16 protein-coding genes, 1 rRNA gene and 1 pseudogene are annotated in these 23336 nt (G+C 34.3%); 4 read left to right on the top strand and 14 right to left on the bottom strand.

Features of this window, described 5'->3' with window-relative positions; genetic code table 11:
- Positions 1-15 precede the first annotated feature (15 nt).
- The 3 genes from KGI96_RS09375 to mnmG form a co-directional block, all read right to left on the bottom strand.
- Positions 16-642, bottom strand: a complete 627-nt coding sequence (locus KGI96_RS09375; protein WP_211599153.1) for a glutathione S-transferase family protein — start codon at positions 640-642, stop codon at positions 16-18.
- A gap of 67 nt (positions 643-709) precedes the next feature.
- On the bottom strand, positions 710-1324 hold the full coding sequence (rsmG, locus tag KGI96_RS09370; protein WP_211599154.1) for a 16S rRNA (guanine(527)-N(7))-methyltransferase RsmG: 615 nt from the start codon (positions 1322-1324) through the stop codon (positions 710-712).
- Complete coding sequence (mnmG, locus tag KGI96_RS09365) at positions 1324-3216, bottom strand: tRNA uridine-5-carboxymethylaminomethyl(34) synthesis enzyme MnmG (RefSeq protein ID WP_211599155.1); 1893 nt, start codon at positions 3214-3216, stop codon at positions 1324-1326. The genes rsmG and mnmG overlap by 1 nt, the downstream gene beginning before the upstream one ends.
- A gap of 674 nt (positions 3217-3890) precedes the next feature.
- On the opposite strand from mnmG, the gene KGI96_RS09360 reads away from it, so the two are divergent.
- Positions 3891-4346 carry a hypothetical protein gene (locus tag KGI96_RS09360; protein WP_211599156.1) on the top strand — a complete coding sequence of 152 codons (456 nt, stop codon included), beginning with the start codon at positions 3891-3893 and terminating at the stop codon, positions 4344-4346.
- 1 nt (position 4347) lies between these two features.
- Here the strand turns inward: KGI96_RS09360 and dxs are convergent, their stop codons facing one another.
- Positions 4348-6195 carry a 1-deoxy-D-xylulose-5-phosphate synthase gene (gene dxs / locus KGI96_RS09355; RefSeq protein ID WP_211599157.1) on the bottom strand — a complete coding sequence of 616 codons (1848 nt, stop codon included), beginning with the start codon at positions 6193-6195 and terminating at the stop codon, positions 4348-4350.
- A gap of 81 nt (positions 6196-6276) precedes the next feature.
- The gene (gene suhB, locus KGI96_RS09350; RefSeq protein WP_211599158.1) at positions 6277-7086 is read right to left on the bottom strand and encodes an inositol-1-monophosphatase; all 810 of its coding nucleotides are present in this window, start codon (positions 7084-7086) and stop codon (positions 6277-6279) included.
- 211 nt (positions 7087-7297) lie between these two features.
- Here suhB and KGI96_RS09345 point away from each other — a divergent pair, with 211 nt between their 5' ends.
- The gene (locus tag KGI96_RS09345) at positions 7298-9205 is read left to right on the top strand and encodes an LTA synthase family protein (RefSeq protein ID WP_229577159.1); all 1908 of its coding nucleotides are present in this window, start codon (positions 7298-7300) and stop codon (positions 9203-9205) included.
- Positions 9206-9267: 62 nt separating this feature from the next.
- Here KGI96_RS09345 and pepE read toward each other — a convergent pair whose 3' ends face one another.
- The 9 genes and pseudogenes from pepE to ilvC form a co-directional block, all read right to left on the bottom strand.
- Positions 9268-9999, bottom strand: a complete 732-nt coding sequence (pepE, locus tag KGI96_RS09340; protein WP_211599159.1) for a dipeptidase PepE — start codon at positions 9997-9999, stop codon at positions 9268-9270.
- A gap of 10 nt (positions 10000-10009) precedes the next feature.
- On the bottom strand, positions 10010-11389 hold the full coding sequence (gene dcuC, locus KGI96_RS09335) for a C4-dicarboxylate transporter DcuC (protein ID WP_211599160.1): 1380 nt from the start codon (positions 11387-11389) through the stop codon (positions 10010-10012).
- A 147-nt stretch (positions 11390-11536) separates the two neighbouring features.
- Positions 11537-12540, bottom strand: a pseudogene (locus KGI96_RS09330) (nickel/cobalt transporter).
- Positions 12528-13160 carry a DUF1007 family protein gene (locus tag KGI96_RS09325; protein ID WP_211599162.1) on the bottom strand — a complete coding sequence of 211 codons (633 nt, stop codon included), beginning with the start codon at positions 13158-13160 and terminating at the stop codon, positions 12528-12530. Before KGI96_RS09325 ends, KGI96_RS09330 begins: the two are co-directional and overlap by 13 nt.
- A 146-nt stretch (positions 13161-13306) precedes the next feature.
- Positions 13307-15148, bottom strand: a complete 1842-nt coding sequence (ilvD, locus tag KGI96_RS09320) for a dihydroxy-acid dehydratase (RefSeq protein WP_211599163.1) — start codon at positions 15146-15148, stop codon at positions 13307-13309.
- 107 nt (positions 15149-15255) lie between these two features.
- Positions 15256-15474 (bottom strand): acetolactate synthase 2 small subunit, encoded by a 219-nt coding sequence (ilvM, locus tag KGI96_RS09315; protein WP_211599164.1) that lies wholly within the window; start codon positions 15472-15474, stop codon positions 15256-15258.
- 20 nt (positions 15475-15494) lie between these two features.
- On the bottom strand, positions 15495-17162 hold the full coding sequence (ilvG, locus tag KGI96_RS09310) for an acetolactate synthase 2 catalytic subunit (RefSeq protein ID WP_211599165.1): 1668 nt from the start codon (positions 17160-17162) through the stop codon (positions 15495-15497).
- 282 nt (positions 17163-17444) lie between these two features.
- Positions 17445-18971, bottom strand: a complete 1527-nt coding sequence (gene ilvA / locus KGI96_RS09305) for a threonine ammonia-lyase, biosynthetic (protein ID WP_211599166.1) — start codon at positions 18969-18971, stop codon at positions 17445-17447.
- A gap of 32 nt (positions 18972-19003) precedes the next feature.
- Complete coding sequence (gene ilvC / locus KGI96_RS09300; protein ID WP_211599167.1) at positions 19004-20485, bottom strand: ketol-acid reductoisomerase; 1482 nt, start codon at positions 20483-20485, stop codon at positions 19004-19006.
- A gap of 162 nt (positions 20486-20647) precedes the next feature.
- On the opposite strand from ilvC, the gene murI reads away from it, so the two are divergent.
- Both murI and KGI96_RS09290 read left to right on the top strand, forming a co-directional pair.
- On the top strand, positions 20648-21433 hold the full coding sequence (gene murI / locus KGI96_RS09295) for a glutamate racemase (protein WP_211599168.1): 786 nt from the start codon (positions 20648-20650) through the stop codon (positions 21431-21433).
- A gap of 311 nt (positions 21434-21744) precedes the next feature.
- Positions 21745-23285: ribosomal RNA gene (locus KGI96_RS09290) — 16S ribosomal RNA — on the top strand.
- The last annotated feature ends 51 nt before the right edge of the window (positions 23286-23336 follow it).

The raw sequence follows: 23336 nt of genomic DNA, 5'->3' as shown, positions 1-23336 counted from the left end.
ATTTTTAATTATATTCTACTCTAATTTAGAAAATATTACTTCTTCTTTTAATGCTTCATATTCCCATTGTTGCATAGCTGGTAGTGTTAATAATCTTTTTTGATATTGTTGTGATTTATCAGATAATTTAACATTAAAAGTACGAAAACGAAAAACTATGGGAGCAAAAAAACAATCTACAATACAAAAATCACCACATAAAAATTCACCTTTAGCATTAGCAAATATAGTATCAATACGCTCAATTTCCCTAGTTAATTCAATACAATTTTTATTATACTCTTTATTATTTGCTCTGATATCCATACTCATTTGAGTACGAATATTAATAAAACTAGAATGCATTTCTGCAACTAATGATTTTGCTAAAAATCTTTGTTTAATATCATTTGGATAAGCCTTACCATTTAAATATATATCATTTATATATTCACAAATAGCTAATGAATCCCAAATGGTCAAATTTTTATCATTAAGTACTGGAACTTTTTGAACAGGGCAATGTTGCTTTATTAAAGTTGGTGATTCTGGCGAATATAAAGGTATATTAACTTCTTCAAATACTAAATCAAAATATTTTATCAATAACCACGGACGAAGTGACCACGATGAATAATTTTTATCACCAATAATAAGTTGCATACACTTACTCCTATAAGAATTAAAAATATTACATATAGCATTTATATTTTTTTATTCTATTACTTTTTTATTTGAATACTAACAAACAACGCTCAGCATTTAAACTTGGTACAGTTAAAGGAATAACTTCTATTTGTTTAATTTTATCTTCAATTTCAGTGACTTCTTCCTGCTTATAAATTCCTTTTAACGCATAAAACTTACCTTTTTCACTCGGTAAATGCTCACACCAATGCACCATATCAGAAAGTGATGCAAAAGCACGACTTAACACACCATCAAAACCTTGTTCAGGTTGATATTCCTCTACACGAGATTGTACAGGGGTTACATTCTTAATGCCAAGCTGTAATAAAACTTGCTCAATAAAACGAATGCGTTTACCCAGCGAATCTAGTAAGACAAATTCTTTATCAGGATTGATGATCGCAAGGGGGAGACCTGGTAATCCTGGTCCTGTACCCACATCAATAAAACAAGAGCCTTCAAGGTGTGGGCTAACCACTAAACTATCTAAAATATGCTTAATCCACATTTCATCAGGATCACGTACTGATGTTAAATTATAAGCCTTATTCCATTTATCCAATAATGCCACAAATTTAAAAAGTTTTTCTTTTTGATCCGTTGAAATTTCAAAGTTAAGTTCATTCAACAAAGCTTCTGCTTTTGCAAAATTCATTACAAATCACCCCGCTTAAGCATTCCTTGTTTTTTTAATGATACCAATAAAATAGAAATAGCCGCAGGTGTTACCCCTGAAATACGAGACGCTTGTCCTATTGAAACAGGTTTATGTTCCACTAATTTGGTACGTACTTCATTCGATAAACTTTCTACTTTGCTATAATCAAAATCTGCTGGAATTTCTGTGTGTTCGTGGCGTTTTTGTTTCTCAATTTCTGCTAATTGATGCTCAATATAACCTTGATATTTAATCGAAATTTCCACTTGTTCCGCCGCTTGTTTATCTTCAATAGCAGGGGCAAAAGCATCTAATTGGGTTAAATTCTGATAGTTCACTTCTGGACGACGTAATAGATCTTCGCCACTGGCTTCTCGAGTTAAAGGTGTTTTAACCAATTCATTTACTGCTTGTAAATATTGTGATTTTGGGTGAATCCAAATCTGTTTTAAACGCTCACGCTCTTTTTCAATATTTTCCATTTTTTGATTAAATCTCGCCCAACGAACCTCATCAATCAAGCCAAATTTATGAGCAATCGGCGTCAAGCGGATATCGGCATTGTCTTCACGCAACAATAAACGGTATTCCGCACGAGAAGTAAATAAACGATACGGTTCTTTTGTCCCTAAGGTACATAAATCATCAACCAATACGCCCATATAAGCCTGATCACGGGTTGGATACCAGCTTTCCTTACCTTTCACCTGTAAAGAGGCGTTAATCCCTGCTAGCATTCCCTGAGCGGCTGCTTCTTCGTAACCTGTCGTACCGTTAATTTGCCCTGCAAAGAACAAACCTGCAATCGCTTTGGTCTCTAAGGTTGGTTTTAAATCACGAGGATCGAAATAATCATACTCAATCGCATAACCTGGTCGCATAATACGTGCATTTTCCAAGCCTTTCATTGAATTGACTAATTTTTGTTGTACATCGAAAGGCAAACTGGTTGAAATACCGTTAGGGTAAATTTCAGTTGTGGTCAAACCTTCTGGTTCTAAGTAGATCTGATGACTATCACGCTCCGCAAAACGCATCACTTTATCTTCAATAGACGGGCAGTAACGTGGTCCAACACCTTCAATCACGCCAGCATAAAGTGGACTACGATCTAAACCTGCACGAATAATGTCGTGGGTCTGTGCGTTAGTGTGCGTGATATAACAAGAAATTTGTTGTGGGTGTTGATCCACATTGCCCATAAAAGACATCACAGGTAGATTTTGATCGCCTTTTTGCTCGGCTAATACGGAAAAATCTATGGTTCTTGCATCAATTCGTGGTGGAGTTCCTGTTTTTAAGCGATCAATTCTTAAATTAAGATCACGCAAACGATCCGATAGACTATTTGAAGCAGGATCGCCCGCACGACCACCCGCATAATTTTCCATTCCAATGTGGATCTTACCTTTCAAAAACGTTCCTGCGGTTAAAATAACTGAACGAGATTTAAAGATTAAGCCCATTTTAGTTACCGCACCGACCGCACGATCATTTTCAACTAAAATATCCACTACTTCTTGCTGAAAAATATCCAAATTTTCCTGATTTTCTAATGTGGTTCTGACCGCTTGGCGATAAAGTACACGGTCTGCCTGAGCACGAGTCGCACGTACCGCAGGACCTTTACTACTATTCAAAATGCGAAATTGAATGCCAGCAAGATCCGTTGCTTGTGCCATTAAACCACCCATTGCATCAATTTCTTTTACAAGGTGACCTTTACCAATTCCACCAATGGCTGGGTTACAAGACATTTGTCCTAATGTATCAATATTGTGTGTTAATAATAAAGTTTTTAATCCCATACGAGCAGGGGTAAGTGCCGCTTCAGTACCTGCGTGTCCCCCACCAATCACAATGACATCGTATATTTTCTGATAAATCATATTTTATATTTAACCTTTAAATTTATTATTTTTTAAATTCTTAATTTAGAAGATCATTCTACCTGAATTTTTGAGATCTTAAAAAAGCTATTTTACAAAAAGTTTTTAAGGAAAAAGCAGTAATCTAATTAATATAAGATCTTTATATATAGATCTTTATTATTATAGTAATTAGTAACGCCTTTTTTTGTTGATAACAGAAAATAAAATAGATAGATCATAAAGTTAAGGGATCCTAAGATCTGTTTAAAAATAAAAAATTTATAGGATCTTTCTTGTGTATAACCTATATAGTTATACACAGGTAAAATGAATTTAAAAGTTATTAAATAATAGATCTATCTTTAAACACAGTTTATATACGTAGTTATCCACAGTTTAAGTGCCTAAAAAAGCATCTTTTTAATAGAACTACAGGAGGATTTAATAAGAAAAATGGATGCTATATACTCTCTTAATACACTGAATTAAATTATCTATAAAAAAATAATATATTATGTAACATTAATTATAGAATAATGGGCGTATATATTATATACAAACGGAGGGTTGCTAGTGATATTTCTACTATCAATATAGCGGCAAGATCTTTTTGATTTTTTGCAAATGTTGATGATAAAATTCAATAAATAAATAAATAAATAAATAAATAAATAAAAAAAAAGGATAGATTGATGAAAAAAATATTTTATATCATAGTATTACAACTGCTCTATTCCACACTATTAGTGGCTACACCACTACAATATGATAATTTACAAAAACCTATTATTAAAAAGTTACCTTTATATTTAGTTGATAATAATGAAAAAAAAGTTATTAAAATTTTTTATAATCCAATGCTAGCTATCAATCAAGAGCATGCACAAGAGATGAGAGAATTTGCAGAATATTTAAAAAAGCATCCTATTCCTTTTTTCCAAAAAGAACCTAATATGCAAGAGTTAAATAATGAGTGGTCTGAACAATGTATTAATATGGCTGGTATGTATCAAATGAAGAGTACAAATTTCAATGAGCCTAATGAGAAAGTAGTTGCTCTTCTGAAAAAATTACGACCAATGAAAAAAGAAGAACGAGCAATGTATTGTACTCGTCTTCTAATAGAATGGATAAAAAATCAAAAATAGCTTATAGATAATTATTAATAGATCTTTCAATTCCTTCAGGATCAAGCCCTAAATCTGCATAGCTTTCATCTTGGGTGGCTTGTGGAATAAACTCATCAGGAAGACCTAATATAACAAGCGGTACGATCTTTTGTATTTTTTGCAAATATTCATTCACCGCACTGCCAGCTCCACCTTGAATAGCATTTTCTTCTAGGGTCACTAACAGCTCGTGAGAATTGGCTAACTCACCAATCATTGCTTTATCTAATGGTTTCACAAAACGCATATCAACAAGGGTATAGTTATACTTTTCTGCGACTGTTTTAGCACTTTCTAAATGAGTTCCAAAATTTAAAATAGCGACTTTTTTACCTTGTTTAATTAGATTTGCTTTACCTATTTCTAAACTTGTTAATTCTTGTAGTTCAACACCCTTTACATTACCACGCGGATAACGAATAGCCATTGGGGAATTGGATTGATAAGCGGTATAAAGCATTTGTCGCATTTCATTTTCATCGCTAGGAGTCATTATGGTTATATTTGGAATACAACGCATAAAACTTAAATCAAATGCTCCTTGATGGGTTTGTCCATCTGCGCCAACAATACCTGCACGATCGATCGCAAAAATAACAGGTAGATTTTGAATAGCGACATCGTGAATAACTTGATCGTAAGCACGTTGTAAAAAAGTAGAATAAATAGCAACTACTGGTTTATAACCTGCAATAGCTAAACCCGCTGCAAAAGTCACGGCGTGTTGTTCGGCTATGGCAACATCAAAATATTGTTTTGGAAAACATTTTGAAAATTCCACCATTCCAGAACCTTCACGCATTGCAGGGGTGATACCTATTAATTTAGGATCATTTTGAGCTATTTCGCATAACCAATCCCCAAAAATATTTGAATAAGTTTTAGTTGTTTTTGATTGAGGTAATTCACCGTTGTTTGGATCAAATTTTGGTACACCGTGAAAACCAATAGGATCTTGTTCGGCAGGTTTATAGCCTTTACCTTTTTTAGTCATAATATGCAGTAATTGAGGACCTTTTCGGTTACGCATATTTTTAAGGGTATTAATAAGTTCTTCAATGTCGTGTCCATCAATTGGACCAATATAATTAAATCCAAGTGTTTCAAAAATCGTACCCACAGGGGAAATAAAGCCTTTCATATGCTCTTCGGTTTTACGCACAAATTCTTTGATCGGCGGTAAACCTGAGAGAATTTTTTTACTGCTTTCACGGAAGGTGGTGTAAAGCTCGCCTGATAGAATACGAGCGAGATGATTATTTAACGCCCCAACATTTTCAGAAATAGACATTTCATTATCGTTTAAGATAACTAACATATCATTATGCAATGCCCCTGCGTGATTAAGTGCTTCAAACGCCATTCCAGCGGTCATTGCACCATCACCAATAACACAAATAGTTTTACGTCCTGCATTCTCTTTTTCTGCTGCAATGGCTAAACCTAAACCTGCACTAATAGAAGTGGATGAATGTCCAACACTCAACACATCATAAGGGCTTTCTTCACGCCACGGAAAAGGGTGTAAACCATTTTTTTGACGAATAGTGTGCATTTGCTCACGGCGACCAGTAAGAATTTTATGGGGATAGGCTTGATGACCCACGTCCCAAATCAGTTGATCAAAAGGGGTATTAAAAATGTAGTGTAATGCAACGGTTAGCTCAACTACCCCTAAACCAGAGGCTAAATGTCCACTTGTTTGGCTAACAGATTCAAGAAGATAGCTTCGTAATTCATCACAAAGCTCTGGAAGTTTATCTTTTGAAAGCAAACGTAATTCGTCGGGTGAATCTATTTGGCTTAAAAGGGGATAATTATTTTGCATAATATTATTCTTTATATTAAGCGGTATGATCTTTTAATTTTTTTGCAAATTTTTTAAATAATGTTACCGCTTATTTAAGGTTTATTTTTTTAAATCGTCTGTTAAAACAGATTTAATACTATTTAGGGTTTCTTTTACAACTCGTGAATTGCCGGCAATAATATTACCAGAGGTTAAATAATCTGTGCCACCGACAAAGTTAGTCACCAAGGCACCAGCTTCACGTACGATTAAATCACCAGCCGCACAATCCCAAGGTTTTAAACCAATTTCAAAATAACCATCAACACGAGCTGCAGCAACATAACATAAATCTAAAGCAGCGGATCCTGTTCGACGCAAATCAGCAACACCATTGTTCATTAATGCTTCAATCATATTTAGATGAGCTGATTTATGTTTAGGTGTTTTAAAAGGAAAACCTGTTGCTAGAACTGTACCAGTTAAGTCACGGTTATTATTTACACGTAAACGAAATTCATTTAATTTTGCTCCTTCACCACGTACACCAGTGAAAAGCTCATTACGGATAGGATCGTATACTACACCGACGGTTGTAACACCATTTTCTCTAATTGCAATAGAGACGGCAAAGTGAGGAAAACGATTTACAAAATTGGTGGTTCCATCTAATGGATCAATAATCCACTGAACATTACTATCTTTACCAACGAGTAAACCTGATTCTTCACCAATAATAGAATGGTCAGGATAAGATTGATGTATAGTTTCAATAATAGCCTGTTCAGCTGCTTTATCAACGGCTGTTACATAGTCATTTGTACCTTTTTGAGCAACTTCAGTATCTTTAGGCGATTGCTCATAGCCTTTTATAATAATATTTCCTGCTTTTCGTGCTGCACGAATAGCAATGTTTAACATAGGATTCATAATTCCACCAGATAGATTTTAAAGAACATTGTGTGGGTGCATTATAGAGAAAGTTGTCAAAGAAATAAACTGTAATATATTACTTAGTGCATAGGAATAATGATTTAGTTATACTATTTCAAGTTATTTTTATGTAAATGAGGAACTATAAGACGTGTTACTTATATTTTTAATAATTATTGGCTTATTTTTATATTTTTATAGTATCTGTATGCTAACAAGAGAAACGATGATCGCTCATTTTTTACCACAAGAAATTAAGAATACTGAAAACAATAAAAAAGCAATTCAACGAATGCGAGTACTAGGAGCGAGATTTGATATAAAAGTGGTTGCTTTAACATTATTATTGCCTTATTTATATTTATTGATTGCATCCTTATTTCATTCGACACTCACTGCTAATATTTTTTCAAGCATTATTTTTATTGTAAGTTTTATTTTTACTGCGATTATTATTGGAAATTATTACTATTTTAAAACTTACAACAACTATTATGATGTATTTGTTTTTGGATTAGTTGAGGACGATACTAAGGCAGTATTACAAAATATGTATGATGATTATCCAATAATTAAAATAATTTTTGGGATTACGATATCAAGTTTTATCACAAGTTACTTTTCTTATTTTATGATTAGCCATATTCAATCTAATATGGAAATATCATTTTTATATATTATAAGTATTATTTTATTTATTACTATTTGCGTATTCCTTATTCGAGGCACAATTCATTCTAAACCACTCGGACGCATACACGCCCAAGTTTCTTCATTAAGTATTATCAATAAATTAGTACCCAATGGAATTATTTGTTTAAATTGGGCAGTCGAAGATAGGAAAAGAGATATATCTTTTGAGGCAGTTGATGAAAGTGAAGGCAAAGCGTTAATAAAAAATGCCTTAGGAAAAGAAACCTTAATATCTAAAACAGCAAAAAATGATTATATTGAAGAGAATAAACCGAATGTTGTCTTTGCTCTAATGGAAAGTTTTGGTTCAAATATTTTGCAATATGATAATCCCCAAACCAATGATTTATTAGGCAATTTACGTCCTTATTTTGAAAATGAGATTGTTTTTAAACGCTTTTTAGCAACGGCAAATGGTACAGCACCAACTTTAGCACATTTATATTTTAACAGTCCAATACAAAATATTAGTCAGTCTATTGTTCAAAATATAAAATTAAAAGAAACTCCATTTTTAACGTATAAAAAGAAAGGTTATAAGACCATTTTTATTACTTCTGGCAATATGATGTGGCGTAATTTAGCCAATTATTTACCCTTACAAGGTGTTGATGAAATGTATGATCAAAATGATTTAATGGATACTTTTGCTAACGCCAAAGGAACACTTTCTTATTGGGGTGTCGCTGATGAATATGCGTTTAAATTGGCTGAAAAATTACTAGATGAAAGCGATGAACCTTTATTTATAAGTATTTTAACTATCACAAACCACCCACCTTATGAGCCACCAAAACAGTATCAAGCAAAACCTGTTGATAGTAATGTTTTAAAAGGAATGTTTGGTCGAGATGATCAAGAACGAGCAGCCTTATTAACGACTTATCAATATGCAGCGAATGAGTTAGGTAATTTTATTACTAATGTGAAAGCGAGTAAAAAAGGCGATAATACCATTATTTCTGCTACGGGCGATCATCATATGCGAGGGATTATAAATAATGATCTACCAGCACAGTTATTTTTGACTTATGCTGTACCTTTTTTTATTTCTATACCTGAACAATTAAAGGCTCATTTGAATATCAATTATAATCCTTTGATAATAGGTTCTCATAAAGATGTAATGCCAACACTTTATTCATTAAGTTTATCGGATACTGAATATTGGGCAACAGGCGTTAATTTATTATCCACAGATGATTTAACCTATAAATTTGCCTATAATTCAGAAGTTTTTGCTGATGAACAAGGTGCTATAGATCTTAAAAGTGAAGATTTTACGCAATATAAATGGAATAGCGATAATATACTTTTATTGGATAGTACAGATATAGAGCATAATAAAATAGAAAAGATCACAACTTATCAAAAACTGTTATATTGGCAAAGCAACTATTTAGTAAAAGGTCATAAAAATTAATAAAAAAATCCCTCAATTTTTTAAATTGAGGGATTTTTAAATTTTAAGAAAGATCTAACCGCTTATAAATTAACTTGCATAAAGCGAGTCATATCAGTTTCCGTGAAATTTTGTTTTTCTTGACCAAATTTAAACCAAGTATAAGGTTTATTATTTGGGGCATTGTAAGTTAATCCTTGTTCACTTAAATGTAACCAAGTGCCTTCAGGAATACCTATCACGGATTTATGTGGATTTTGAATACAAAATTCGGCAATACGTTCATCACGTGTTTCACCCATATGATTTTCAATACTTGCGTCAATGTAGTGAGCATTGATATGGAATGGTAAGAAATTCAATGATGGAGTGATGGCTGCATCTACAATACACATATCATTTGTAGTACACATATTTGGTGAGCAGATTACCGAACCTGCACTCCAACCCACATAAACAGCATTTTTATTTAATACTTTGTCACGAATAGGCTCAATTAAGCCATTATCGTGTAAGCATTTGTTTAAGTGCCACGTATTACCACCACTAACCATAATGGCATCGGCTTCATAAATAGCTTGCACAGGATCAGCAAACTCGTGAATACCTTTGATTTCTAAGCCTTCTAATTCAGCAAGGGAATCCTTAACACTTTGTACCCGTTCATCATAAGTCAGACGAATAACTGCATAAGGAATAACCACCACTTTTTTTACTTTTTGCTCTTTAAAACAAGGAATAATAGCAGGTAAGGCATATTCAAGTAAAACTTTTGATGTTGGCAATTTTCCATTACTTAACATAAAAATATTCATTTTAGATCTCCTAGAAAGTCATAATACTAACAAGGGTTGAAATAATAATACCACCAAGCATTGGGATAGCAGTACGTTTTGCTAAAGCAAATGGAGACACATTAGCAACCCCTGCGATCGCTACCATATTTGGTGCAATAGGTGAAATATTACGGCTTAAACCTGCCACAAATTGCATTGGCAATAACATCATAACAGGGGCAATTCCCATTTTAGCTGCAATTCCCGGTACTAAGTTTGCAAAAGAGAAGAAAGCCGCGTTACCTGAACCCATTAATACAGAAGTCACCATAATAATAGATACCATCACAATGGTCATTGCGACGGGTCCAAAACCAGCAGTTTTAGCACTTTCAATAATAATATCAATTACACCAATAGTTTTAAGACCTTGAGCAAAAGTTTGACCTGCCACGATAAAGGTTACAACATTTGCAAACTGTTTACCCATTCCATCAAAGAATATTTGTACAGAGTTAACTACTTTTTTCGCATTGCCGAGTGTAAAGTATTCAAATAATAATGCGATAACAATAGAAACTAACATTGCAGTGGTGACGTCCATTTTTATGCTACTAATAGTTAATTTATTAAACATAAAAATAAGGACTAAAGGAATGATTGGTAATATTGCGTAAGAAGTAGGGGCTTTTTCTAAATCTTGTTGTTTTTTTTCATCAACTTGAACATCTTCTATATTATCGCTATGTTGATAATTTTCAGCTTTATCAAAATATTTTTGAACAACAATATGTAAAAATGCAATAACAGCTAAAGCTGCAACAGCCACTAAAATTTGGTAATTAACTACATATTCAACCACATCAATACCAATTAATTCAGCAGCAAAGTTTACATTCCCTTGAGCAGGTCCCATTTCTACCGCAACTGCAGTTGCAATAGGGGCACAAGCAGTGAGAGGGCTTAAGCCAACACCACGCATTAATGGATAAAGAGTTACCATTAAAAGCACACCTAATCCTGATGCACTGGTGATGAAGATAGATAAAAATTCACCTACAAAAAAGCAGAGAGCCATAAATAAATAAGGCATATGTCTCACTCTTTCAAGCGGTTTTGTTAATACTCTAACCAAAGAAGCGGAAGCACCAATTTCGTGCATATAGAAAGCAAACCCAGCGATTTCCATAATTTTCAATCCTAATCCAGCACTTTGGGAAGAGAAGGTTATTTTAATAAAGTGGAAAATATCTAAAAACGTTGAGCCTGTTGATTTACCTTCAGGTAATGGAAGTCCTTTGCCTAATAGGATAGAAGCAAGCATTAGAATAATACCGCCAAAAATAAGTATTGCTTGGGCTTTGTAGCCTTTTAATACAAAGTAAGCAACAACAGACGTAACAGCTAGAGCAACAATAATTTCTAACATAATATTAGTCTCCATAAATTTAAAATTTAAATTTTCTAAATTCCTTGAAAAGTAACTAAAAATTATCCTTATTTGTTTTTATTATAAACGCATTTAATTATATTAATATGTGATTTTTTATCATATATATTAAATAAAATTATACGTTTATACTATTCCATTAGTTCCTCCTATACTTAAAAAACTGCTATGTAACAATGTAATACCTAAAATGATAATAGAAACTGCAGCAATAATTTTTAATCCAATTATCACTTTTTACCTGTTTGTATGGATATATACCACTTACTTAAATAAATGGCTTTATTGCGAGCAAACAATACAATAAGTGCAAATAAAGTTAAGGTAAGCCCTGTACCAAAAGCCATTGCTAATGCAGAAATAATTCCCCAATAATACAAATCTAGGGTATAAGAAAAAAACAGTACTAAAATTGCACCTGAACAAGGACGACTGGCAATGCTTAAAATAATCATTAATTGTGCTTTCCAATCTTTTGCCTTTGCTAATTGATTTGCATTAGGTAAATGCTGATGACCACAACCACAATTTTCAGTATATTGATGAGGTTGTGAAGCAATTATTGATAATTTTTGAGTTTTAAGCGGTACGATTTTTGTTATTTTTTGCAAATTAAATGTAACTGGTTTTTTATCTGTATCGTATTGTTTCTTTAATGTTACCAATGTCGTTTTCAACCAATATAATCCAAATAAAATCATTACAATAAAACTACCTCGTTCAAAGAGTTTTACAGTATAGTTAAAGTAATGACGAGAGAGCGTGAAAATTACTACAACAATGGATACCAACATAATTGCTACAATACCTTGAGCAAAAGATGAAAGTAATGTGAGACGTATTGCTTGAGTAAGTTTTGTTTTTTCAAAAGAAAGATAACTACTTAAAATAAATTTGCCGTGTCCCGGTCCTAATGAGTGAAAAACACCATATAAAAAACTCATATAAATCAATATCCAACCTGCTTGTGGATTATTTTTTATTTGAAGAAGAGTATGTGATATTTCTTGATTAAAAACTTTTTGCCATTTTAAAATTTTAAACAATAAATAAGGATATATTTCATAAATTGCAAAAATAATTAAAAATCCAATCGCTAGTAACCCAAGTTTAAACATTATTTTTTGCATACAATGGCAACCTCTTGAGCAAATTGAGCTCCTAATGATAAGTTTTTATCAGGGTTATCACTTTTATCTAAATTGGAAGCGTATTCTTTAAGATCCGCATTTATTTGAGGTTTTTTTAATTCTAATTTACAAAGACGATCAACATCACTCAGTAACAAGGCATTACTATCTTCATAATTCATTGAAATATAATAACTTGGTTCATAAGTAAACAGTTTAAAACGTCTATTTTTAACTTCTTGAGGGTTAGTTAAGTAAAATGTAATATGGAAAATAACTTGGTTATTTTTAATTTCAAAATAGGTATTTTTAGGTTTTGTTGTATATTTTATAGGTTGATTGTTTTCATCATACAAGTAACTAAAATAATGATTAGAAATAGCCGTATTTTGCATATCTTTGGTTATTTCTTTTCTTGTTTCAAGTTTATTTTCACTGACTTTCATTTCATAAATTAACGAGGAAGATGCCATTTCGTCAAGTGTCCATTCCATTTGAAAGCCAATGAGTTTTCCCTCTTCAATTAACACATTATTTTTAACATCAATCCACGAATGAGGATGAGAAAAACTGTTAAGAGAAAATAAAGAGCAAGCCAATAACACCAATATTCTTTTCATTCTTTCTTCCTTTCTATAAATTAAATCCTTATTAATATTGTGGACATTATAAAAGTTAAAAAGAACTAAGCAACTTATTTTTTATAATCTACTTATTTCTAAGTTGTTTAAACAAGTTGTTTTATTCCTTTGATGAAAAATTTTTATTAGTCAGGTAATAAGGCTTTATTACGTACTGCTCCTTTATCTGCTGATGTTGCAAAATGTCCATAGACTTTCAATGCAAAAGAAACATCACGCTGACGATTTTTAGGTTTCCAACCTTTACGATCTTGTTCTATTCTACGTTGTTGCAATTCTTTATCAGAAACTTTTAATGTAATAGAGCGGTTTGGAATATCAATTTCAATAATATCCCCATTTTTAACTAATCCAATTATACCACCAGAGGCGGCTTCAGGGGAGCAATGCCCAATGGATAAACCAGATGTTCCACCTGAAAAGCGTCCATCTGTTAATAATGCACAGGCTTTTCCTAATCCCATTGATTTTAAATAACTGGTTGGATACAACATTTCTTGCATACCGGGACCACCTTTTGGTCCTTCATAACGGATTACTACAATATGCCCTGCTTGTACTTTTTTACCTAAAATAGCGTCTACTGCTTCTTCTTGGCTTTCAAAAACAATGGCTTTACCACTGAATGTCCAAATAGATTCATCAACACCTGCTGTTTTTACAATACAACCATCTTGAGCAATATTACCGTAAAGGGTCGCTAATCCTCCTTCTTGGCTATAAGCAAATTCTTTAGAGCGGATACAACCATTTTGACGATCATCATCAACACTGTCCCAACGGCAATCTTGTGAAAATGCCTTAGTAGTACGAATACCAGCAGGACCTGAGCGGTAAAATTTGTGTAGTGCTTCATCTTTATTAAGAATGATATCATATTGATTTAATTGTTCTTTTAATGTTAAATCTAATACTGTTCTTGTTTGATTATGTAATAAACCTGCTCTGTCTAATTCTCCTAAAATAGCCATTACGCCACCAGCTCGATGGACATCTTCCATATGATATTTTTTTGTATTGGGGGCAACTTTAGAGAGACAAGGAACAATACGAGAAAGGCGATCAATATCACGCATAGTAAAATCAATTTCAGCTTCTTGTGCTGCAGCTAATAAATGGAGTACGGTATTACTTGATCCTCCCATTGCAATATCTAAACACATTGCGTTTTCAAAGGCATCACGGTTTGCAATAGAGCGAGGTAACATAAAAGTATTATCATTATTATAGTATTGGTTACACATTTCAACAATTTGGCTTCCAGCTTTTAAAAACAGTGATTTACGATCTTTATGAGTTGCTAAACAAGATCCGTTACCGGGTAAACTTAACCCCAATGCCTCTGTTAAACAGTTCATTGAATTGGCGGTAAACATACCAGAACAAGAACCACAAGTTGGGCAGGCACTACGCTCAATAATATCAACATCAGAGTCAGAGACATTTTCATCGGCACTTTGAATCATTGCATCAACTAAATCTAATTTTATAATTTGATCAGATAATTTGGTTTTTCCTGCCTCCATTGGACCACCTGAAACAAAGATAGTCGGAATATTTAATCGCATTGCTGCCATCAACATTCCCGGAGTAATTTTATCGCAGTTTGAAATACAGACCATTGCGTCAGCACAATGGGCATTGACCATATATTCCACACTGTCTGCAATTAAATCACGAGAAGGTAGTGAATACAGCATTCCGTTATGCCCCATTGCAATACCATCATCAACAGCAATAGTATTAAATTCTTTTGCAACCCCTCCTGCCTTTTCAATTTCTGTTGCAACTAATTGTCCCATATCTTTTAAATGAACGTGACCGGGTACAAATTGGGTAAAAGAATTGACTACCGCAATAATGGGTTTTCCAAAATCATTTTCTTGCATTCCTGTTGCTCGCCATAAAGCTCTTGCCCCTGCCATATTGCGACCTTGTGTACTGGTTGCTGAACGTAATTTAGGCATTTTTATATTTACTCCACATCTTATAATAAAAGGAAGCGGTAGGTTGTAATCAAAAATTTGCAAATTTTTGTATTTATCTAACCGCTTAAATCAAATCGTTTTTATGATTAGTTTAATTTTAGTACATCAGGCAATTTAATTAATTGATTTTTTAATAGATCAATGGCTCTTTCACTTTGTACAGTTACATCAAAGTTTATCACTTCTGATGTATTTTCAACATTTAAGGTAACAACTTCAAACCCTCGATGACGAATAACTCGTAATAAACGTTCAAGAGATTCTGGGCGTTTATTGACTTGGATAGTTAATGGATAGTGTTGCATTTTCACTCCTTTTTTTATTATTAATTATCAGATTCAATCATTTCTAAATTGCACTTATTTGGTGGTACGAGAGTCCATACATTTTCTCCATTAGGAATACAAATATGCAATAAATAGGCTTCTTTACTTTGTAACAAACGATCAATTGCATCACTCACTTCACTGGCTTTTTCAATACGTTCACCTTTTATATCAAAAGCACTAGCTAAGGTCACAAAATCAGGATTATCATCTAAAATTGTTTCGCTATGACGAGCGTCAAAAAATAATGTTTGCCATTGACGAACCATACCTAAGCGTTGATTATCTAATAACACTATTTTGATAGGGGTATTTGCTCGCTTGATTGAACCCAACTCTTGTACGTTCATCATAAATGAGCCATCACCAGAGATTAAAATAACATCATCATTAGGGCGTGCTTTTTTAGTCCCAATAGCTGCGGGTAAGCCAAATCCCATCGTACCAAGTCCTGCAGAAGTAATGTGATTTTCAGGTGCATAATGCTGCATATGTTGAGCAGACCACATTTGATGTTGTCCTAAATCTGTTACTACAACGGCATTGTTATTTTTTCTTTGAGATAAGGTATTTAATAAAGCCCAAGGATCGATATCCCTTTCTCCTTGATTATCTTGATATTGGAAATCATATTGTGATTTTAAATAAAGTACTTTATCACGCCATTGTTCAATTAAAAGAGGTTGTTTTGTGACAGATAATGTCAATTCATCAACAGCTTGAATTAAGTCACCTTTTAATTGAACATCAGCTTGACGTAGTTTATTTATTTCTGCTGCATCAATATCAATGTGAATAACTTTAGCTTCTGGAGCAAAGGTATCAAGTTTACCTGTAACTCGATCATCAAATCTCGCACCGCATACAATTAATAAATCACAATGATGAACCGCATAATTAGCGGCTTTAGTACCGTGCATTCCTAACATTCCCATATAAAGAGGATGATCAGGTGGTATGACGCCTAAACCTTTTAAAGTAGCAACAGAGGGAATATTTGCAAATTTTATAAAAGATCGTACCGCTTCAACCCCTTTTGCCATTCCAACACCTCCACCAACATAGAGTATTGGTTTTTTTGCTTGGTTAATTAACTGTTTTGCATAGGTTAAGTTTTCAACCTGTTGGTGTTTGGGTTCTTCTTTTTCCAAACAAAAGGCTTTTGCGGTGGTTTCTGCTATTTGAATATCTTTTGGAATATCAATCAAAACAGGACCAGGACGACCACTTTGAGCAATTTGAAAAGCCTCTGCTAATACTTGAGGTAATTCTTCGATATTTTGTACAATAAAGCTATGTTTAGTACAAGCAAGAGAAAGTCCTATTACATCAACTTCCTGAAAAGCATCTGTTCCCATTAATGATGATCCTACTTGCCCTGTAATAGCGACCATAGGAATAGAATCTAATAAGGCATCAGCTAATCCAGTAATTAAATTTGTTGCACCCGGTCCTGAGGTAGCAATACAAACGCCTACTTTATTTGATGAACGAGCGTAGCCAATAGCTGCCATCGCTGCACCTTGTTCATTACGGCAAAGTAGATGTTTTAAACCTGAATCATAAAGAGCATCATATACTGGCATTATTGCTCCACCAGGATAGCCAAATATGGTTGTCACTTGATGTGCTTTTAAACATTCTATTATTAAGTTTGCCCCATTCATTTTCCCACCTATTTCTGTATTTTAAATTAGTTATAAAAAAACCCTCGTTATGTTAACGAGGGTTTTTGCTAAAATTATATGTCTGTACTATCTATCTTATTTTTTTGCAAAACCACTCGCCCCATTGTGAAATAATCACGATGAGGACGATAATGTTAATGAAGCGATAGTTAGTTGACATATCAAATTCCAATTATTTTTTATTAAAAAAAGTTGTGTTCTTTATTTAGACACTTTATAAATAACATATTTTTTGTATAAATCAAACCCTTTTTTATATTTTTATCTTAAAAAATAGTGATAAGCTAAACTATTGTTCACATTTTTATAGCGATACCCCAGCACATCCAAGTGTTTTTTAAATAGAACTTTATCATTTTCATCTAGTACAAAAGCAACTAATATATCACCATAATCTACACCGTGTGAACGATAGTGAAATAAAGAAATATCCCAATATGCACCAAGGGTTTGTAAAAAGCGTAACAATGACCCTTTTTGTTCGGGAAATTCGAAAGAATATAACGTTTCTGATTTTAAATTGGGACTGTGTCCCCCTATCATATAACGAATATGTGTTTTAGCGGTATCATCTTCAGATAAATTTGCAACATCATACCCGCCTTTACGTAGGTTTTTTATAATTGTATTTGTTTCTGTTTCATTTTTTACTCTAATTCCAACAAAAATACAGGCATTATTATCATCGCCGTGACGATAATTAAACTCTGTTACTCGGTGATCACCCAATAAGTGACAAAAACGTAAAAAACTGCCTTTTTTCTCTGGAATAGTAACTGCTAATAAAACTTCTTGTTTTTCACCAAGTTCACAGCGTTCAGAGACATAACGTAAAGTGTGAAAATTTAAGTTTGCACCAGAAAGAATACAGGTAAGGGTTTCATCTTGAATGTTATTCTGAGTAACATACTTTTTTAATCCAGCTAATGAAACAGCTCCAGAAGGCTCTGGTACAGCTCGGACATTTTCAAAAATATCTTTCATTGCAGTACAGATTTCATCAGAATTAACTAAAACAACATCATCTAGATGTTTTTGGCAAAGGCGAAATGTTTCATCACCAATGCGTTTAACAGCTACACCATCAGCAAACAAACCAACATTTTCTAAATCTACAGGCTTACCTACTTTTAATGCATTATAAAAACTAGCAGAATCTTTTGATTCTACTCCTATTACTTTTACTTCTGGCAACATTTTCTTTATAAAAACGGCAATCCCCGCAGCAATCCCGCCTCCACCAACGGGAACAAAAATACGATCAATATCGGCATTTTGTTGTAATAGTTCTAATCCAATAGTTCCCTGTCCTGCAATAACTTTTTGATGATCAAAAGGAGGGATAAAAGTCATATTCATTTCTTTAGAAAGTTGAATGGCTTTTGCTTTTGCTTCGTCAAAGTTGGCCCCGTGTAGCAGAACTTCACCACCAAAGCCTTTTACAGCATCAATTTTAATGGCTGGCGTGCTTTCTGGCATAACAATAATAGATCGAATATTTTGATATTTAGCAGAAAAAGCAACACCTTGAGCGTGATTACCTGCTGAAGCGGCAACCACACCTGCTTTTTTTTGTGCATCAGATAATGAAGAAATCATTGCGTGAGCACCACGCAACTTAAAACTGTGCACTGCTTGACGATCTTCTCGTTTGATAAAAATACGATTATTCAAGCGTTCAGATATTTTTTCCATTTTTTGTAAAGGGGTAACCTGAACTAAATCATAAATATTAGAACGTAATACAGCTCTTACATAATCTGTACTTGAAAATAAGGATGGTGTCATTTTATCTCCATATCTTAGAACTTATAATATCATTAACCATTTGATGCAATACGTTGCATATCAGTCATATAACTACGTAATTCTTTACCAATAAATTCAATAGGGTGTTGGCGAATAGCATCATTTACTGCATTCAATGTTATATTATCAATTTCTATTTCTGGTGTAGCTTCACCTAAATCACCTTTTACTAAAGTTGGCATAATATATTGTTCAAATAAAGGAACAGCAGCATTCGCAAATAAATAGTTACCATATTCAGCTGTATCAGAAATAACGACATTCATTTCATATAAACGTTTACGAGCAACCGTATTCGCAATTAATGGTAATTCGTGTAACGATTCATAATAAGCAGACTCTTCATAAATACCTGTTGCAACCATAGTATCAAAAGCTAATTCAACACCCGCTTTAATCATTGCTACCATAAGAATGCCATTATCAAAGTATTCTTGTTCAGTAATCTGAATGTTACTGCCATCAGGTGCATTTTCAAAGGCTGTTTTCCCTGTTTCTTCACGCCACTTTAATAAATTAGCATCATTATTTTGCCAATCTTGCATCATTGCTGCTGAAAATTCACCACTAATAATATCATCCATATGTTTTTCAAACAGAGGTGCAAAATGTTGCTTAATATTTTGTGATAAGGTGAAAGCACGTAATTTTGCTGAGTTAGAAAGGCGATCCATCATTAAAGTAATACCGCCTTGTTTTAAGGCTTCAGTAATCACTTCCCAACCATATTGAATTAATTTACCCGCATAGGCAGGATCTTTACCTTCAGCTACTAATTTGTTATAACAAACAATAGAACCAGCTTGTAACATTCCACAAAGAATAGTTTGTTCACCCATTAAGTCTGATTTTACTTCAGCTACAAATGAAGATTCTAATACGCCTGCCTTATGACCACCAGTTGCTACCGCCCAAGCTTTGGCAATTTCAAATCCTTCTTCTTTAGGATCATTTTCAGGGTGAACCGCAATTAATGTTGGCACACCAAAGCCTCTTTTATATTCCTCACGAACTTCTGTCCCTGGACATTTTGGTGCGACCATCACAACAGTAATATCATCACGAATTTTTTCACCCACTTCTACAATATTCATACCATGTGAATAACCAAGAGAAGCACCTTGTTTCATTAGTGGCATAATATCTGCAATTACACTGGAGTGCTGTTTATCAGGTGTTAAGTTAATGACTAAATCAGCTGTAGGAATCAATTGCTCATAAGTACCAACCTGAAATTTATGTTCAGTTGCTCGTTGAAAAGATAAACGTTTTTCATCAATAGCTGCTTGGCGTAAGGCATAACTAATATCTAAACCAGAATCACGCATATTTAACCCTTGGTTTAAACCTTGAGCTCCACAACCAATAATGACAATTCTTTTACCCTTTAAAATATTTACACCATTAACAAATTCATCACGCTCCATAAAACGGCAGTGACCTAATTGATCTAACTGTTGACGTAAATTTAATGTATTAAAATAGTTACTCATATCATTCTCCTGTTTGTTTTATTGTTGTAAGTGTTGTGTTATTAAAACTTTAAATTTAATTAAAGCATATTATTTTATTGAATGAAAGCTATACACTCAATTTGAATGCAATAAAATAAAAGAGTAGTATTACGTGCAACAACCTCTTTTTATAAAAATAATATGAAACCAACAATTTTAATTTATGATTCAGGAATGGGAGGATTGACCATTTATGATGAAATTCAAAAAAAGCTACCGAATGCTCACTATATATATTGTTTTGATAATGCTTACTTTCCTTATTCTGAAAAAACAGAAATAGAATTAATACAAAGAGCAGAAAAAATAGTGCAAAAAGTGATAGATAAGTTACCGCTTGATTTGATAGTCGTGGCTTGTAATACAGCGAGTACAGTGGTGTTACCAATATTAAGAGAAAAATTTGATATAGATGTAGTCGGGACTGTGCCAGCGATAAAACCAGCAGCACAGATTTCACAAACAAAAGTAATAGGCTTGCTTGCTACGAAGGGGACAATTAATCGATCTTATGTTCAAGATCTTATTGATAAGTATGCAAAAGGATGTGTGATAGAAAAAATTGGTTCAACAGATCTTGTAGAATTAGCTGAAGAAAAAATGAAAACAAATAATGTTGATATAAATGAATTACAAAAAATCATAATTCCTTGGCAGGGAAATTTAGAATTAGATACGGTTATATTGGGTTGTACGCATTTTCCAGTGGTAAAAAAAGAGTTGCAACTACTTCTTCCAAATGTAAAAAACTTTGTCGATTCAGGAAAAGCCATTGCAAACAGAGTAGAATTTTTATTAAAAAGTAAAAAAATAGAAAATAAAAAGGCTTTTGACAACATATCTTACTGTACTCAAGTCACAAAAAGTAAAAAAAATCACGAAATGATAATGATAAAAAAAGGATTTAAGCGGTTAGATCTTCTATAATTTTTACAAAAAATCTACAAATTGAATTAAAAAACATCGGATAGCAAAAAAATTAAATATTTTTCCAAAAAGTACTTGCGTCGCCTTTAAAAATCTCTATAATACGCCACACACAATGACGCACTGTTGTGAAAGATTTTGCTAGGTGCGTCGTTGTTTTTTGCTCTTTAACAATTTATCAGACAATCTGTGTGGGCACTTGTTGATTGACTTATTTGAAAAAAATATTTGAAATAAAGAAGTCTTAATAAGTGTCACTGAAAATTTATTTAATAAAAATTCTATGTCAGTTTATTGAGCGATTAAACTTTTAATTGAAGAGTTTGATCATGGCTCAGATTGAACGCTGGCGGCAGGCTTAACACATGCAAGTCGAACGGTAACAGGAGAAAGCTTGCTTTCTTGCTGACGAGTGGCGGACGGGTGAGTAATGCTTGGGAATCTGCCTTGTGGAGGGGGATAACTACGGGAAACTGTAGCTAATACCGCGTAATATCGAAAGATTAAAGTATGGGATCTTCGGACCATATACCACGAGATGAGCCCAAGTGAGATTAGGTAGTTGGTGAGGTAAAGGCTCACCAAGCTGACGATCTCTAGCTGGTTTGAGAGGATGACCAGCCACACTGGAACTGAGACACGGTCCAGACTCCTACGGGAGGCAGCAGTGGGGAATATTGCACAATGGGGGAAACCCTGATGCAGCCATGCCGCGTGAATGAAGAAGGCTTTCGGGTTGTAAAGTTCTTTCAGCGATGAGGAAGGGTTTGTATCTAATAGGTGCAAACATTGACGTTAGTCGCAGAAGAAGCACCGGCTAACTCCGTGCCAGCAGCCGCGGTAATACGGAGGGTGCGAGCGTTAATCGGAATAACTGGGCGTAAAGGGCACGCAGGCGGTTGTCTAAGTCAGATGTGAAAGCCCCGAGCTTAACTTGGGAATTGCATTTGAGACTGGGCGACTAGAGTCCTCTAGGGAGGGGTAGAATTCCACGTGTAGCGGTGAAATGCGTAGAGATGTGGAGGAATACCGAAGGCGAAGGCAGCCCCTTGGAGAGAGACTGACGCTGAGGTGCGAAAGCGTGGGTAGCAAACAGGATTAGATACCCTGGTAGTCCACGCTGTAAACGATGTCAATTTGGGGGTTGGGCTTTAAGCCTGGCGCCCGTAGCTAACGCGATAAATTGACCGCCTGGGGAGTACGGCCGCAAGGTTAAAACTCAAATGAATTGACGGGGGCCCGCACAAGCGGTGGAGCATGTGGTTTAATTCGATGCAACGCGAAGAACCTTACCTACTCTTGACATCCATAGAAGAGACTAGAGATAGTCTTGTGCCTTCGGGAACTATGAGACAGGTGCTGCATGGCTGTCGTCAGCTCGTGTTGTGAAATGTTGGGTTAAGTCCCGCAACGAGCGCAACCCTTATCCTTTGTTGCTAGCAGGTAATGCTGAGAACTCAAAGGAGACTGCCAGTGATAAACTGGAGGAAGGTGGGGACGACGTCAAGTCATCATGGCCCTTACGAGTAGGGCTACACACGTGCTACAATGGCGTATACAGAGGGCGGCGAACCAGCGATGGTAAGCGAATCTCAGAAAGTACGTCTAAGTCCGGATTGGAGTCTGCAACTCGACTCCATGAAGTCGGAATCGCTAGTAATCGCGAATCAGAATGTCGCGGTGAATACGTTCCCGGGCCTTGTACACACCGCCCGTCACACCATGGGAGTGGGTTGTACCAGAAGTAGATAGCTTAACCTTCGGGAGGGCGTTTACCACGGTATGATTCATGACTGGGGTGAAGTCGTAACAAGGTAACCGTAGGGGAACCTGCGGTTGGATCACCTCCTTACCTGAATAAGCGACAATGAGTGCTCACACAGATTGTTTGATAGAGGAATAA

The sequence above is a fragment of the Phocoenobacter atlanticus subsp. cyclopteri genome, from assembly GCF_018343795.1.
Classification (GTDB): domain Bacteria; phylum Pseudomonadota; class Gammaproteobacteria; order Enterobacterales; family Pasteurellaceae; genus Phocoenobacter; species Phocoenobacter atlanticus.
The sequence above is the reverse complement of the archived record's forward strand: the minus strand, read 5'-3'. Positions and strand labels throughout refer to the sequence as shown.

What these genes read in the sequence shown, in the direction of transcription:
- KGI96_RS09325 (WP_211599162.1), bottom strand. Translation starts at nt 13,160, where the DNA reads ATGAAAAGAATATTGGTGTTATTGGCTTGCTCTTTATTTTCTCTTAAC.
- dcuC (WP_211599160.1), bottom strand. Translation starts at nt 11,389, where the DNA reads ATGTTAGAAATTATTGTTGCTCTAGCTGTTACGTCTGTTGTTGCTTAC.
- dxs (WP_211599157.1), bottom strand. Translation starts at nt 6,195, where the DNA reads ATGCAAAATAATTATCCCCTTTTAAGCCAAATAGATTCACCCGACGAA.
- mnmG (WP_211599155.1), bottom strand. Translation starts at nt 3,216, where the DNA reads ATGATTTATCAGAAAATATACGATGTCATTGTGATTGGTGGGGGACAC.
- murI (WP_211599168.1), top strand. Translation starts at nt 20,648, where the DNA reads ATGAAACCAACAATTTTAATTTATGATTCAGGAATGGGAGGATTGACC.
- suhB (WP_211599158.1), bottom strand. Translation starts at nt 7,086, where the DNA reads ATGAATCCTATGTTAAACATTGCTATTCGTGCAGCACGAAAAGCAGGA.
- pepE (WP_211599159.1), bottom strand. Translation starts at nt 9,999, where the DNA reads ATGAATATTTTTATGTTAAGTAATGGAAAATTGCCAACATCAAAAGTT.
- KGI96_RS09345 (WP_229577159.1), top strand. Translation starts at nt 7,298, where the DNA reads ATGCTAACAAGAGAAACGATGATCGCTCATTTTTTACCACAAGAAATT.
- KGI96_RS09360 (WP_211599156.1), top strand. Translation starts at nt 3,891, where the DNA reads ATGAAAAAAATATTTTATATCATAGTATTACAACTGCTCTATTCCACA.
- ilvC (WP_211599167.1), bottom strand. Translation starts at nt 20,485, where the DNA reads ATGAGTAACTATTTTAATACATTAAATTTACGTCAACAGTTAGATCAA.
- ilvG (WP_211599165.1), bottom strand. Translation starts at nt 17,162, where the DNA reads ATGAATGGGGCAAACTTAATAATAGAATGTTTAAAAGCACATCAAGTG.
- ilvD (WP_211599163.1), bottom strand. Translation starts at nt 15,148, where the DNA reads ATGCCTAAATTACGTTCAGCAACCAGTACACAAGGTCGCAATATGGCA.
- rsmG (WP_211599154.1), bottom strand. Translation starts at nt 1,324, where the DNA reads ATGAATTTTGCAAAAGCAGAAGCTTTGTTGAATGAACTTAACTTTGAA.
- ilvA (WP_211599166.1), bottom strand. Translation starts at nt 18,971, where the DNA reads ATGACACCATCCTTATTTTCAAGTACAGATTATGTAAGAGCTGTATTA.
- KGI96_RS09375 (WP_211599153.1), bottom strand. Translation starts at nt 642, where the DNA reads ATGCAACTTATTATTGGTGATAAAAATTATTCATCGTGGTCACTTCGT.
- ilvM (WP_211599164.1), bottom strand. Translation starts at nt 15,474, where the DNA reads ATGCAACACTATCCATTAACTATCCAAGTCAATAAACGCCCAGAATCT.